Here is a 14,183-nt window from a genome sequence, read left to right on the forward strand (position 1 = left end):
CCCCCAAACCCCTTTGCCACCGTGACCATTCACTCCATTCCCTACCGCGTTGAGCGCATGAGCAAGGTCGACACCGCCTGGCTGCGCATGGACAGCCCTTGCAACCTGATGATGATCATGGGGGTCTGGATCCTCAAACCTGGCTTGCAGTACCCGCAGGTGTGTGAGCGCCTGGCCGACCGGCTGCTGAAGTACCCGCGCTTTTCACAACGGGTGCAACTGGACGCCACCGGTGCCAACTGGGTCACCGACACCCGCTTTGACATCCACCGCCATGTGCGCCTGGAGAGGCTGCCGGCCTCGGCCAGAAAACACCCGCAGCAGGCCTTGCAGGCACGCCTGGCTGAGCTGGCGATGCAGCCGCTGGACATGCGTTACCCGCTGTGGGAGTACCGGCTGATCGAGCATTTTGACGGTGGCTCGGCGCTGATTGTGCGTATCCACCATTGCATTGCCGATGGTCTGGCGCTGATCTCGGTGATCCAGTCGATGGTGGACGGTGGCCTGGAGCCACCCACTCGTTCGTCCAAACCGGCGCCTCTCTCGGGTCTGGATGCGGCCGAGGAATGGATGAGCCATGCCCTGATCGAGCCACTGACGGTGGCAGCCGTGAAGGCGCTGGAGGTGGCGGGTGAGAGTGCGGTACAGGCGTTTGAGGCTGTGGGTGACCCACGCCATGTGCTGGAAAAGTGGCTGGCTCTGGGGCTGCACAAAAGCCGAGAAGGCTCGTCCGAGGCCGCACGTCTGGCCTACCAGGTGCTGCGAGATGGTGCCGCGCTGGCCCTGATGGCCGACGATTCCCCGACCCGCCTCAAAGGCATGCCCGGCCAGTCCAAACGGGTGGCTTGGTGCCAGCCGATCCCGCTTGATGAGGTGCGTGCGGTGGGCAAGGCGCTGCACTGTTCGATCAACGATGTGCTGCTGTCCTGCGTGGCGGGTGCCATCGGCCAGTACCTCAAGGGTCACGGCGACGCGGTAGATGGCCAGGAAATCCGCGCCATGGTGCCGGTCAACCTGCGCCCGATGACCCAGGCCTACAAGCTGGGCAACAAGTTTGGCCTGGCGCCGGTGGTGTTGCCGATTGGTATGGACAACCCCATTGAGCGGGTGTTTGAGGTGCGCCGTCGTATGGGTGAACTCAAGGGCAGTTTGCAGCCGTTGCTGGCGTTTGCGCTGCTGGCGGTGGCGGGTATTCTGGTGAAACCGGTGCAGGACGCGATGCTGAGCCTGTTTTCCAGAAAAACCACCGCGGTCATGACCAATGTGCCAGGGCCGCGCGAGAAACTGAGCTTTTGCGGTGCCACGCTGGAGCAGGCGCTGTTCTGGGTGCCGCAGTCGGGCACGGTGGGGCTGGGTGTGTCGATCCTGAGTTATGGCGGGGGTGTGCAGTTTGGTGTGATAACTGACAGCAGCTTGTGCCCCGATCCGCAGGCCATCATCGACCAGTTTGCGCCGGAGTTTGACAAGCTCAAATGGCTCACATTGATGCTGCCCTGGGGTGAGGAATAGCTATCTAATCACTAGCTATCAGCCCTTGTTGAATAAGGGCTAGAGGCATAAAACACCCTAAACTTCTGGGCGCGATCAGTCCGCCAGCTGTGAGCGGGCCATTTCCACATCCAGCCGTTCGGTCGCGTCCAGGGGCTGCAGCTGGGCGGCTTGCTGGTACAGGCGGTTGGCCTCGTCCATCTTGTCCTCTCCTTCGAGCATCAGCAAGGCGTGGGCGTATTCGAGCAGGCCGTAGGCCGACTCGGCATGGAGCTTGATGGCCTGGTCAAACAGGTGCAGGCCGATGTCCTTGTTGGCGCCGTAGGCCATGGCACCAATCAGCGAGCCGACCTTGTCGATCACCTCGGCGTGAAAACTGCCCAGCGCCACATGGGCATCGGCGTGGTGTGGTGCATGGCGGATCACGTATTCCAGATCGGTCTTGACCTTGGTGCCCAGCCCCTGGGCCAGGGCTTTGGCCACGCTGATGCCCTGGCTGTAGCGGCTCAGGGCGTAGGCGCGCCAGTAGCGGGCGTTGAGTGTGTCCGGGTGGTCCTCGGCCAATTCACCGGCTTGGCCAGCCACCTCCAGGAACAGGTCCAGACGGCGCACCTCGTGTTTTTCAAGGTAGCTGGCATAGACGCAGGTGGCTTTGCTGGCCACGCTCAGGCCCGGCGCGCCCAAGCCCACCCCCATGATGGCGGCCTGTTGAAAGTCACCGTTGTGAAAATGGGCCCAGGCTTGCAACACCGAGGGGTCTTGCGGCATGGGTTCCAGGTCACCGGCGTGTAATCTGGCCCATTTCTCTTTGACGCTGGCGGCGTCAAAGTGGTAGTCGCCAGCGTAAGGGAAAGCGGTCCATTTGGCCATGTCTGTCTCCTCTAACCTGTTTTTTTGTTTCTATTCCTTATTGTAGGCATCCGACAATTTCAGCAGATGTGCTCTTTGGCCAGTCTCCAGGTAAGGAATCATCAGGTTCAACACATGCTGGGCACCCCGCAACAAGGCCGTTTGGGCATTGCTGGGCTCCAGCGCATGGCGCGGGTCGCGCACATACTCAAAACTCAGCCAGTAGGTCAGCATCACCACCATGCTGGTAGCGGTGACCTCCATCTCGCGAGAGTCAATCTGCAAGGCACCGTTGCGGCGCATGCCGTCGAGCAAGGCCTTGAGTGCTCGTGTCTTGTTTTTCAGGATGGCCTGAAAATGGGTCTCCAGGCGGCGGTTTTTGCTGAGCAGGTCGTTGAGGTCGCGGTATAAAAACCGGTACTGCCAGATCAGTTCAAACAGGGTGTGCAAAAAAAACCAGGCGTCCTCGATGTTGCGCACCTCGTCACCGGCGCCCAGCAGCTCGTTGAGGCTGTGCTCAAAACGGTCAAACAGCGCGTTGATGAGTTCGTCTTTGGCCGGGTAGTGGTAGTACAGGTTGCCGGGGCTGATGTTGAGCTCGTTGGAGATCAGCGTGGTCGATACATTGGGCTCACCAAAGCGGTTGAACAGTGCGAGCGTGACCTCCAGGATGCGCTCTGCGGTGCGCCGGGGTGCCTTTTTCAGCATGTGGTTTTGGCCTGCAATTCGGCGCTCTGTACCACCTGGCTCAGGTTGTCCATCAGGTAGTGCAGCTTGGTCAGCGCCTGGCCCACGCGAGCAGCGGGGCGCGCCGGGTAGGCCAGGTGGCGGTGTTCGTCATCCAGCGCGGCGTGGTTCAGGCTGATGCCGTGGTAGGCCAGCTTGGTCGCCAGTTTGGTCTGGCGCGACCGCAGCAACTGCCGCGTTTGCTGGTAGGCGTGTTCGGCCAGATGGCGGCGCTGGCTGTAGCTGAAGGTGTTGGCCAGGTACAGCTCGGGGTCGCGGTGGTTGGGCTCGATCAGCACGATGTCGGTGTTGGGGTAAGCCTGCTCATAACTCTTCAAACCCAGCAGCAGGCGCGAGTGGATGAGTGAGCGAAAGGTCTGGCTCAACACCGCAGGCAGGCCCCCATCGGCAATGTGGGGAATCGGCTCAGGGGCCGCCCAGGGGGTGGCTGACTCGTTGCTGCGCAAGGGGTCTGAGGCATCAAACGGCACCAGCGGGTTCAGGCACAACATCAGGTCCACACCTTCGTCCAGCGCGATGGAGGCGTGCATGGTCTTGGTCAGTGCACCATCGACAAAATGCTGGCCCTCAATCTCCACCGGCGGAAACAGCCCAGGCAGGGCCGCGCTGGCCTGCACTGCCTTGGAGATCGGGATGTGGTCCCAGCCCGTGCGGCCAAACGCGATGGCGCTGGTGCTGTCGAGGTGGGTGGCCACCAGCGTCAGGCGGTTTCTGAGCTGGCGAAAGTCGTTGCTGCGCCCGGGGCGCGAGAACAACTTGGTCAGCTCCACATCGATCTGCGCGTTGGAGAAGATACCGGTGGGCAGGCCCGGACTCAAGCGCTCCAGCGCACGCATGAGGGACTTGCGCCCCAGCGTGCCGTGCCAAATACCTTGGAGCATCAGCTCCGGCAACAACAGCGAGCGCGAGAAAAATTCGGAGAAAGCGGGTTTGAGCAGCCAAGCCGGATCGAACGCCTCAGTCTGGTGTTTTCGGTCTTCGATGAAGAGGCCAAACAATTGCAGCGGCGTTATGCCATTGGCCAACCCGGCAGCAATGAAGCCACCGGCCGACACCCCCACATAGTGCTGCAAGCGGTTGAAGTGTATGCCTCTGAGCGAGTCCTGCAAGGCGCACAGGGCACCAATTTCATAAATTGCCCCCAATGGCCCGCCACCCGCCAACGCCAAAGCTATCCTGGGCGATGGCGGAGTGGGCTTCTTCATGGGTCGTCAGTTTACGACCGGTCGTGCTATTTTGAGTCAGGGTTTACCTGAGCAGCGGCGGCCTCTTTGGCCACAGGGGCGGTCGCTTTGCGTGGTGCGGCTTTTTTGGCAGCTGGTTTTGCCACCACTTTGACGGCCGGTGCGGCGGGTGCTTTGGCGGCTGGTTTGGCCGCAGCTTTGGCGGGGGCCTTGGGCGTGAGTTTTTGCACGCTGGCGTTGAGTGCGTCGATGCGGGCAATCAGCGCATTGATGTCTTTGGCGGAAGGCACACCCATCTTGTTGAGCACCTTGGCCACGCGGTCTTCAAAAATGCTTTCCAGCTTGTCCCACTGGCCTGAAGCTTTGCTCGAGATGTCGGTGGCCATGCTGGTCATCTTCTGGGTGGCTTCGTTGATCTTGTCCTCGGCAGCGGACTGGGTCTTGCGTTGGAAGTTCACGCCTTCTTTCACCAGGGCTTCAAACGCCTTGGTGCCTTCGGTCTGGGCTTTGGTGAACGCGCCCAGGCCGGCTTGCCAGATTTGTTGTGCCGAGTCCTTGACCGAGTTGCTCAACAGCTTGCCGGATTTTTTGGCTGTGGCCTTCTTGCCCGGAGCAGATTTTTTGGGCACGGCGGTTTTTTTGACGGGGGTGGTTTTGCTGAGTTTGGTGACCATATGGTTCTCCAGTTAAAACAAAGAAAAAAGTGAAGAGGGTGCTTGGCTGTGTCCAGCTTGCATGGGCGCCACTGTAGGCCGCTATGACGCTAAGGTGTAGGTGACACTTCCTAATTTGAGCCACCCAAACCACCGGGGCTCGGGTTTACGTGGAAGCTAGACGGCGCGATTTCAGACCAGAATGACAAGCTAATTTTGGAGATGTGTATGCGGTATTTTGTGACCGGGGCAACGGGGCTGATTGGCAAGCGGCTGGTGAAAAAACTGCTGCAGCGCAAGGGCTCGGTGGTGTACTTTTTGATCCGCCAGGCCAGTGCAGACAAGGTGGCTGGCTTGCGTGAATTTTGTGGTGTCAGCGCGGCGCGGTTGGTGCCGATGTGGGGCGACCTGACCGCCAAAAAACTGGGGCTGTCTGGTGCAGACATCCTGCAACTCAAAGGTCAGGTCAACCATGTGTTTCACCTGGCCGCTGTGTATGACCTGGGGGCCGATGCCGACAGCCAGGTTGCAGTGAACATTGACGGCACACGCAACGTGGTGGCGCTGGCCAAAGCCATCGACGCCAGGCACTTCCACCATGTGTCGTCGATTGCCGCGGCCGGGCTCTATGAGGGCATGTTCCGCGAAGACATGTTTGCCGAGGCCGAGAACTACGAGCACCCGTATTTCATGAGCAAACACGAGAGTGAAAAGATCGTGCGCCAGGAATGCAAAGTGCCTTGGTCGGTGTATCGCCCCGCGATGGTGGTGGGCGACAGCACCACCGGCGAGATGGACAAAATTGACGGGCCGTACTACTTCTTCAAACTGATCCAGCGCATGCGCCAGTTGTTGCCACCCTGGATGCCAACCATTGGCCTGGAGGGTGGGCGCATCAACATCGTGCCGGTGGATTTTGTGGTGGACGCACTGGCCACCATCAGCCACCAGAAAGAGATCACCCACAAGTGTTACCACCTGGTCGACCCGGTGGGGTACCGCGTGGGGGATGTGCTGGACATCTTCAGCAAAGCAGCACACGCGCCCAAGATGAGCCTGTTTGTCAACGCCGCGCTGCTGGGGTTCATTCCCCGCAGCGTGACCAAAGGCCTGATGGCGCTGGCCCCGGTGCGCCGCGTGCGCAACGCCATCATGAGCGACCTGGGCCTGCCCGAGGACATGCTGAGCTTTGTCAACTACCCCACGCGTTTTGACTGCCGCGAAACACTGGCCGCGCTCAAAGGCACCGGGGTGGTGTGCCCCAACCTCAAAGACTACGCCTGGCGTCTGTGGGACTACTGGGAACGGCATCTGGACCCGGAGCTGCACATGGACCACAGCCTGCGCGGCACCGTGGCCGGCAAGGTGGTGCTGGTGACCGGCGGCTCTTCAGGCATTGGATTGGCTGCAGCCCACAAATTTTCTGAAGCTGGCGCTATCACTTTGATATGTGGGCGTGATCAGGACAAGCTGGATGCTGCGTGTGCCGAGGCCCGTGGCAGGGGTTACACCTTTGTTGCCTACGCGGTGGACATTGCTGACCAGATGGCCTGCGAGGCCTTTGTCCAGCAGGTGACCCATGACCACGGCGGTGTCGATTTCCTGATCAACAACGCCGGGCGCTCCATCCGCCGAGCCATCGAGTCCAGTTACGACCGCTTTCACGACTACGAGCGCACCATGCAGCTCAACTACTTCGGCAGCTTGCGCGTCACCACCGGGTTTTTGCCTGGCATGGTGGCCAAGCACAAGGGCCATGTGGTCAACATCAGCAGCATCGGTGTGTTGACCAATGCCCCGCGTTTTTCTGCCTATGTGGCCAGCAAGGCCGCCCTAGACGCATGGACACGCTGTGCCAGCAGCGAGTTTGCCGACCAGGGGGTGACCTTCACCACCATCAACATGCCACTGGTGCGCACACCGATGATTGCCCCTACCGGCATCTACAACAATGTGCCGACGCTGGCCCCCGAAGAGGCCGCCGACATGATCGCCCAGGCCTGCATCTTCAAACCAGTGCGTGTGGCGACCCGGATGGGCATCTTTGGCCAGGTGTTGCACGCGCTGGTGCCGCGTGTGGCGCAGATTGTGATGAACACCACGTTCCGGATGTTTCCGGACTCCAGCGCCGCCAAAGGGGCCAAGCCGGGTGACAAGCTCCCCAAGCCAAAATTGTCTGCTGAGGCGGTGGCGCTGCAACAGATGATGCAGGGCATCCATTTTTGAGTGTGGTTGGGTAGCGTCTTTTATACTCCTGCCCCTAAGTGGAGGAAAAAGATGAATGTTGAACCGGAAGAGTCCGAGGTCAGCTTGCTGGACTTGTTGCTTGTTGTTGCGCAAAACATCAAGCTGTTGGTTCTCGGGCCGATTGTGGTTGGTTTGCTGGCACTGGGGGTTTCCTATGCCTTGCCTCAGAGCTTTGTAAGTCAGGCCATCTTGGCTCTGCCAATTCCACTCCAAACCCAAACCCAAACAGCAACGCAGGCTGCGGCCATGATGGTGTCTCCTCTGGTGCTTGACCCCATCATCGCAACTTACAAAATTGGTGAAGGTAAACCTATTCAGGTTGCGCGGGATGCGCTTGCCAAGCAGATCAAGGCGGTCGTTGGCAAAGATGGGTTGTTGCGGTTGGATGTGACTGATACCTCTGCAACACAGGCGCAAGCGTTGGCCAATGCTGTCATCGACGGTTGGCTCAGCAGCACAGTACCAGGCAAGCAAGAGCGTGAAGACCTTGAGACGCGTTTAGAGTTTGCCCAAAACGGCCTGAAATCGGTCACCGCACTGTTAGACCGTCTGGCTGTTGACGGTGCTGTCAGCTTGGGTAAGCCGCTCACACGCGGCGAAGCAGGCACAGGTCTGGTGGCGGTGGGTGAGTTGCAGTCCCACTATTTGGCCGATGTGCTTGCCATCCCGCGTACCTTGCAAGGGCTGTCGCGCGATGTGGTCAAGCAACCGCCGACGTTGCCCACGGAGCCTGTCTCCAACAAAAAGAGCCTGATTGCCGTGCTGGCGGCGTTGGGTTCAGGCTTTGTTTTGCTGCTTTTTGTCTTTATGCGGCAAGCCTGGGTAAATGCTGCGGCAGACCCTGAGGCGGCCTTGAAGCAAAGCCAGCTTAGACGGGCTTTGGGTTTTAAAAGTAAGTAATTCAATATGCGCGATACCGCAACCAGAATTTATGTAGCAGGCCACCGCGGCATGGTGGGTTCTGCCATCGTGCGCCGATTGTTGGCAGGTGGCTGTGCGCCCGAAGACATCGTCACCCGCACCCACGCCGAGCTGGATTTGACCCATCAGGCCGCCGTTCAAGCCTTCTTTGCATCAGAGCAACCCACCCAGGTCTATCTGGCGGCGGCCAAAGTCGGCGGCATCCATGCCAACAACACTTATCCGGCCGATTTCATCTACCAGAACCTGATGGTGCAGGCCAACGTGATCGATGCCGCATTCAAGAACGGCGTCAAGCAACTGCTGTTTTTGGGCAGCAGCTGCATTTACCCACGCAAGGCCCCCCAGCCCATGCGTGAAGACGCGTTGCTCACTGGCCAGCTGGAGCCCACCAACGAGCCCTACGCCATCGCCAAGATTGCTGGCATCAAACTCTGCGAAAGTTACAACCGTCAGTATGGTGCCAGCCATGGCGTCGACTACCGAAGTGTCATGCCAACCAATCTGTATGGCCCAGGCGACAACTACCACCCCACCAACAGCCACGTCATTCCGGCGCTGATTCGCCGTTTTCATGAGGCCAAGGTGTCTGGTGCACCCTCCGTTGCTATCTGGGGCAGCGGCACCCCCAAACGCGAATTTCTGTATGTGGACGATATGGCTGCAGCCAGTGTGTTTGTCATGAACCTGCCTAAAGACGTGTATGAGCAGCACACCAGCCCCATGCAAAGTCACATCAACGTGGGTTATGGCAGCGACATCACCATCGCAGCGGTGGCGCAGACGATCGCTCAAGTCGTGGGTTACGTCGGAAATATCACCTATGACCCCAACCAACCTGACGGCGCACCGCGCAAATGGATGGACAGCAGTCGCCTCAACGCGCTGGGTTGGCAAGCCAAGATGGACCTGGAACAGGGCCTGACATCTGCCTATCAGGACTTCAAGCATCAAATTGGTCTCTAGCCCTTGTTTGTCGAGTGCAGTGAGATATACATTTAATAGCATTTACACCCATGACACATCAAAAAACCGCACTCATTACCGGCATCACTGGTCAAGATGGCAGCTACCTAGCTGAATTTCTGCTTGAAAAAGGCTACATCGTGCACGGTATCAAACGCCGGGCCAGTTCCTTTAACACCCAGCGGGTTGACCGCATCTACCAAGACCCGCACATCGACAACGCCAACTTCAAATTACATTACGGTGACCTGACCGACACCAGCAACTTGGTGCGCATCGTGCAGGAAACCCAGCCCGATGAGATCTACAACCTGGGCGCCCAAAGCCATGTAGCGGTCAGTTTCGAGAGCCCCGAATACACCGCCGACGTTGATGGCATGGGCACCCTGCGTATCCTCGAGGCCATCCGTATCCTGGGCCTAGAGAAGAAAACCCGTTTCTACCAGGCCAGTACCAGCGAACTTTATGGCCTGGTGCAGGAAACCCCGCAAAAGGAAACCACCCCGTTCTACCCGCGCAGCCCCTATGCGGTGGCCAAGCTCTATGCCTATTGGATCACGGTGAACTACCGCGAGGCCTATGGCATGTATGCCTGCAACGGCATCTTGTTCAACCATGAGAGCCCACGGCGTGGCGAAACCTTTGTCACCCGCAAGATCACCCGTGGCCTGGCCAACATCAGCCAGGGGCTGGAAGACTGTATGTACATGGGCAACATCGACGCCCTGCGCGACTGGGGACACGCCAAAGACTACGTGCGCATGCAGTGGCTGATGTTGCAGCAGGATCAGCCTGAGGACTTTGTCATTGCCACCGGGGTGCAGTTCAGTGTGCGGCAGTTCATTGAGTGGACAGCCTCTGAGCTAGGCATGCCGATCCGTTGGGAAGGTGCCGGTGTAGGTGAAGTGGGGTATGCGCGCCTGCCTGGTGCGACCCAAGACGCCGCTATTGTTCGCATTGACCCGCGTTATTTTCGTCCGACTGAAGTGGAAACCTTGTTGGGGGATCCAACCAAGGCGAAACTCAAACTGGGATGGGTGCCAGAAATCAACGTCCAAGATATGTGCCGGGAAATGGTTGCCAACGACTTAGCAAATGCTAAGCAGCATGCTCTACTCAAGCAACATGGGTACAACGTCAACGTTAGTGCAGAACACTTGAATTGAACCACTATTCATTTGTGGTTCTCGATGCCCTCTACATCTTCAATAAGTGTTGATTCCCCAAAGAAAGAGATTTTTATGCGCGTACTCAATTTTGCCTTGGTTGGTTGTGGCCGAATCGCCAAGCGACACTCCGAACTTCTGGGGCTCAGTCAGATAGGCCGTGCCAAGCTGGTGGCCGTGTGCGACTTAGTGCCCGAAAAGGCTCAAAAGATTGCTGATGAGTTCTCTGTCCCTCAGTTCGCAGATATGCACGAGATGATGCGATCCGTGAACATTGACGTGGTTGTTGTCTTGACTGAAAGTGGTAAGCACGCAGAACATGTGGTTGCGCTAGCCCCCTACGGTAAGCATATCGTTGTTGAAAAGCCCATGGCGCTCACACTTGATGATGCTGATGCCATGATTCGCGCGTGCGACAGATTCGGAGCAAAGTTGTTTGTTGTTAAGCAGAATCGTTTTAATGTTCCTGTGCTCAAGTTGCGCCAGGCACTAGAGGACGGGCGCTTTGGCAAGCTGGTGCTTGGCACGGTTCGTGTTCGCTGGTGTCGCAAGCAAGCCTACTATGATCAAGATACATGGCGTGGAACCTGGGCGCTTGATGGCGGCGTGCTGGCAAACCAAGCCAGCCATCATGTCGACTTGCTTGAGTGGATGATGGGTGAGGTTGAGAGTGTGTTTGCGATGAGCACAACTGCACTTGCTAACATTGAAGCCGAAGACACCGCTGTTGTAACGCTTCGCTTTAGGAATGGGGCACTTGGGGTTATCGAGGCAACGACCGCTACGAGACCGACTGATCTGGAAGGTTCACTTTCCATCTTGGGTGAGGGCGGCACTGTTGAAGTAGGCGGATTCGCGGTCAATAAAATGAAGGTCTGGAACTTCGCCGAGCCGAACAGTGATGATGACAAAGTCATGGTGAACTATTCCGTCAACCCGCCAAATGTCTATGGCTTTGGTCACCAAGCTTATTACGAACACGTGGTGGATTGCATTCTGAATGACTCCCCGCAACTCGTTGACGGTCTCGTAGGCCGCAAGAGTCTTGAGTTGATCAGCGCGATCTACGAATCTGTGGAGACCGGCCGCGAGGTTCCATTGCGTTTCCGGGCGAAAAATTGTCGCCTCGGAGAAAAACTGTGACTGAGCCACGGTTGAAAGAGGTCGCCGTCGTCGATGTCACCTTTGGAAACAATGTAACCGTCGTGCAGCCAGCTAACCTTTACGGTTGTGCCATCGGGGATGACGTATTCGTGGGTCCTTTCACCGAGATCCAGAAGGGCGTGGAGATAGGCGCACGCACCAAGATTCAATCGCACTCGTTCATCTGTGAGCTCGTGGAAATCGGCGAAGACTGTTTCATCGGCCATGGTGTCATGTTTACAAACGATACTTTTTCCATTGGCGGGCCAGCTAGGGGCAACAAAAGCCTCTGGCGTGCGACGCGTATTGGCAATCGAGTCTCTATCGGGTCCAACGTAACATTGTTGCCAGTGCAGATTTGTGACGATGTGGTTATCGGAGCCGGTGCGGTCGTCACACGTGACATTCTTATTTCTGGAACCTATGTGGGCAATCCCGCACGTCTTTTGAGATCGAACGGTTCTATGGCAACTGAGTTGGATCAGCGTGGCTGACATGGAGTCTCAATTTGCACTTGTAAATCGAGATGCGGAGTTGGATGGGCTTAGGGGTCTTGCTGTAGGAATGGTGTTGGCGTGGCATTTCATCGGCATCCCCGCTTGGTCGACCGACGGTTGGTTAGCTCACGCCATTTTTCGGGTGTTTCTAATAGGTGGAGCAGGTGTTGATCTGTTTTTCGTGTTGTCAGGCTTTCTCATCACACGCATCATTATTTCCAGAACGAAATCTGGTTCCAGTTTTCTTATTGCTTTCTACGCGCGACGGGCTTTACGAATTCTGCCGCCATATCTTTTGCTGGTTTGTGCTTTCTGGGTAGTCGTATGGTGCGGTGTGCGCAACAACGTTGTTAATGACCAGGTTCCCTTGTGGAGATTTCTGACTTTCACACAGAATTTTTGGATGGCTGAGCACGCATCCTATGGGCCGGACGGAATTTCGGTGACATGGTCTGTCGCAATTGAAGAGCAGTATTATCTTTTTTTCCCGTTATTTGCAATTCTGTTGCCAAGAAAACGATTGCCTGCATTTCTGATTTGCATGGCTTTTGCCTCTGTTGTTTGGCGCGCACATGTTTTTGTGCTTGATCCATCTAATGATTTTCCCCCAAACGTGGCAACACCAGCGAGACTTGACGGACTGGCTATGGGGGGGCTTATAGCTTGTGCTTTTCAAAACTCGAACTTAACAAAGTGGCTTCACGTCCATAAAGCTGGTTTGCAATTTGCCATGTTTGTGAGTCTTGCTGCATTGTTTTTTGTGCATCGCGATTCAGGTGTTCAGATGGCATTTTTTGGGCACACACTCCTGTCAATATGTTTTGCACTTGTTGTTACCAATATTTTGCTTAATCTTGGGTCTAAGTCACTTTTTATGTGTTGGATGCGCTCTGCTCAACTGCGATATTTGGGGCGAATATCGTACTCCCTCTATCTTTTTCACCCTTTTGTTTTGGCAACCACCTTTCGCTTGACGGGGTTGTCTAAAACATTATCCGATTGGCCTCAAGTTGTTGTCTTAGCCACCTGTCTTGTATTTTCTATTTTTCTTTGTGATCTGCTATTTAGGTGGTTAGAGAGTCGGATGATCGCCTGTGGTAGAAAAATTTCTTACTAAATGCACCATGAATGTCCCTTTCGCTGACCTCCACGCACAGTACCTCACGATTAAGCACAGTGTTGACGCTGCAATTGCAGATGTCATCCGCACATCTGCATTTATCCGCGGGCCGTATGTCCAGAAATTCGAGGAGGAGTTCGCCGTAGCAATGCAACTCAAGCATTGCGTTTCGTGTGCCAATGGCACCGATTCGCTTTTTATCGCCATGCATGGACTGGGCGTCAAACCCGGCGACGAGGTGATTGCTCCCGCACATTCTTGGATTTCAACTTCAGAAACCATCACCCAGGCAGGTGGCACTGTGGTATTCAGTGACACTGATGAAAGCACTTACACCATTGATCCCGTTGATATCGAGGCGAAGATAACGTCCCGCACAGTTGGCATTATTCCTGTTCATCTGTATGGGCAACCTGCCAACATGGGTGCAATCATGGCGATAGCTCGCAAGCACAAGTTGTGGGTCATTGAAGACTGTGCGCAAGCGCATATGGCAAAGTGGGAAGGTCAGCAGGTTGGTACTTTCGGGGATGCCGCGTCTTTTTCGTTCTACCCAGGTAAAAACCTGGGTGCTATGGGCGATGCTGGCGCTGTTTGTACCAACAATACTTCGTTAGCCGAACGCATGGCCATGTTTGCCCGTCACGGTGGATTGAGAAAGGGAGACCACCAGATTGAAGGGATAAACAGTCGACTTGACGGTCTTCAGGCCGCAGTTCTGTCAGTTAAATTACCTCATCTTCCTGAGTGGACAAGACTACGCCAAGCTCGTGCTCAACGTTACAGTGAAGAGCTATCTTCTATTGGAGGTGTGACGATTCCTCATGTCGCTAATGGACGGGATCATGTTTGGCATCTGTATGTGATTCAGCATGAAAAACGCGACGACCTAGCACGTCACCTTCTGCACAATGGCATTCAGACAGCAATTAATTACCCTGTCGCGCTTCCGTTTTTACCTGCCTATAGCCGATTCAATCATAAGAATACCGATTTCAAAAATGCTTTTCATACGCAACGTACCTGCTTGTCTTTGCCAATCTATCCTGAGATGAGCAATGAGCAGCAAGACCATGTCATAAATTGCGTTGCAGCGTTCTGTCGTGAAGTCTAATCACAAAGTAGACCATGAATCTACCCTTGCAAGAAATTGCTTCGGTTTGCCCGTGGTCGGGCGCTACGGTTTAGCTCACAGTTTGCTT

Annotated in this window: 13 protein-coding genes; 9 read left to right on the forward strand and 4 right to left on the reverse strand. The window is 56.3% G+C overall.

Going from position 1 to position 14,183, the window contains the following annotated elements:
* The first annotated feature begins 57 nt into the window (after positions 1-57).
* Entirely contained in the window at positions 58-1,509 is a 1,452-nt protein-coding gene (locus tag KKO72_RS16180; RefSeq protein WP_214941250.1) for a wax ester/triacylglycerol synthase family O-acyltransferase, read from the forward strand.
* Positions 1,510-1,584: 75 nt separating this feature from the next.
* Here KKO72_RS16180 and KKO72_RS16185 read toward each other — a convergent pair whose 3' ends face one another.
* Genes KKO72_RS16185 through KKO72_RS16200 form a run of 4 tightly spaced genes read right to left on the reverse strand, consistent with a single transcriptional unit; the run spans position 1,585 to position 4,942 of the window.
* A complete protein-coding gene (locus KKO72_RS16185) occupies positions 1,585-2,358 on the reverse strand; it encodes a hypothetical protein (protein WP_214941111.1) in 774 nt (257 codons plus the stop codon).
* A 30-nt stretch (positions 2,359-2,388) separates the two neighbouring features.
* The gene (locus KKO72_RS16190) at positions 2,389-3,045 is read right to left on the reverse strand and encodes a TetR/AcrR family transcriptional regulator (RefSeq protein ID WP_214941114.1); all 657 of its coding nucleotides are present in this window, start codon (positions 3,043-3,045) and stop codon (positions 2,389-2,391) included.
* Positions 3,039-4,289, reverse strand: coding sequence for a patatin-like phospholipase family protein (locus KKO72_RS16195; protein ID WP_214941117.1), 1,251 nt, complete (start codon positions 4,287-4,289; stop codon positions 3,039-3,041). Before KKO72_RS16195 ends, KKO72_RS16190 begins: the two co-directional genes overlap by 7 nt.
* Before the next feature lie 26 nt (positions 4,290-4,315).
* Complete coding sequence (locus KKO72_RS16200) at positions 4,316-4,942, reverse strand: phasin family protein (protein ID WP_214941120.1); 627 nt, start codon at positions 4,940-4,942, stop codon at positions 4,316-4,318.
* A gap of 207 nt (positions 4,943-5,149) precedes the next feature.
* On the opposite strand from KKO72_RS16200, the gene KKO72_RS16205 reads away from it, so the two are divergent.
* The 8 genes from KKO72_RS16205 (at position 5,150) to KKO72_RS16240 (ending at position 14,095) form a co-directional block, all read left to right on the forward strand.
* The gene (locus KKO72_RS16205; protein ID WP_214941122.1) at positions 5,150-7,147 is read left to right on the forward strand and encodes an SDR family oxidoreductase; all 1,998 of its coding nucleotides are present in this window, start codon (positions 5,150-5,152) and stop codon (positions 7,145-7,147) included.
* Between the two features lie 51 nt (positions 7,148-7,198).
* Positions 7,199-8,068, forward strand: a complete 870-nt coding sequence (locus KKO72_RS16210; RefSeq protein WP_214941125.1) for a hypothetical protein — start codon at positions 7,199-7,201, stop codon at positions 8,066-8,068.
* A gap of 6 nt (positions 8,069-8,074) precedes the next feature.
* The gene (locus tag KKO72_RS16215) at positions 8,075-9,055 is read left to right on the forward strand and encodes a GDP-L-fucose synthase (RefSeq protein WP_214941128.1); all 981 of its coding nucleotides are present in this window, start codon (positions 8,075-8,077) and stop codon (positions 9,053-9,055) included.
* 50 nt (positions 9,056-9,105) lie between these two features.
* Positions 9,106-10,221, forward strand: coding sequence for a GDP-mannose 4,6-dehydratase (gene gmd, locus KKO72_RS16220; RefSeq protein WP_214941131.1), 1,116 nt, complete (start codon positions 9,106-9,108; stop codon positions 10,219-10,221).
* 75 nt (positions 10,222-10,296) lie between these two features.
* Positions 10,297-11,364 carry a Gfo/Idh/MocA family protein gene (locus tag KKO72_RS16225; protein WP_214941134.1) on the forward strand — a complete coding sequence of 356 codons (1,068 nt, stop codon included), beginning with the start codon at positions 10,297-10,299 and terminating at the stop codon, positions 11,362-11,364.
* Positions 11,361-11,858, forward strand: coding sequence for an acyltransferase (locus tag KKO72_RS16230; protein WP_214941137.1), 498 nt, complete (start codon positions 11,361-11,363; stop codon positions 11,856-11,858). Before KKO72_RS16225 ends, KKO72_RS16230 begins: the two co-directional genes overlap by 4 nt.
* A 1-nt stretch (position 11,859) precedes the next feature.
* Complete coding sequence (locus KKO72_RS16235) at positions 11,860-12,978, forward strand: acyltransferase (RefSeq protein ID WP_251140716.1); 1,119 nt, start codon at positions 11,860-11,862, stop codon at positions 12,976-12,978.
* A 7-nt stretch (positions 12,979-12,985) separates the two neighbouring features.
* Positions 12,986-14,095, forward strand: a complete 1,110-nt coding sequence (locus KKO72_RS16240; protein WP_214941153.1) for a DegT/DnrJ/EryC1/StrS aminotransferase family protein — start codon at positions 12,986-12,988, stop codon at positions 14,093-14,095.
* Positions 14,096-14,183: the final 88 nt, after the last annotated feature.

It is taken from the genome of Rhodoferax sp. U11-2br (assembly GCF_018619435.1).
Taxonomy (GTDB): domain Bacteria; phylum Pseudomonadota; class Gammaproteobacteria; order Burkholderiales; family Burkholderiaceae_C; genus Rhodoferax.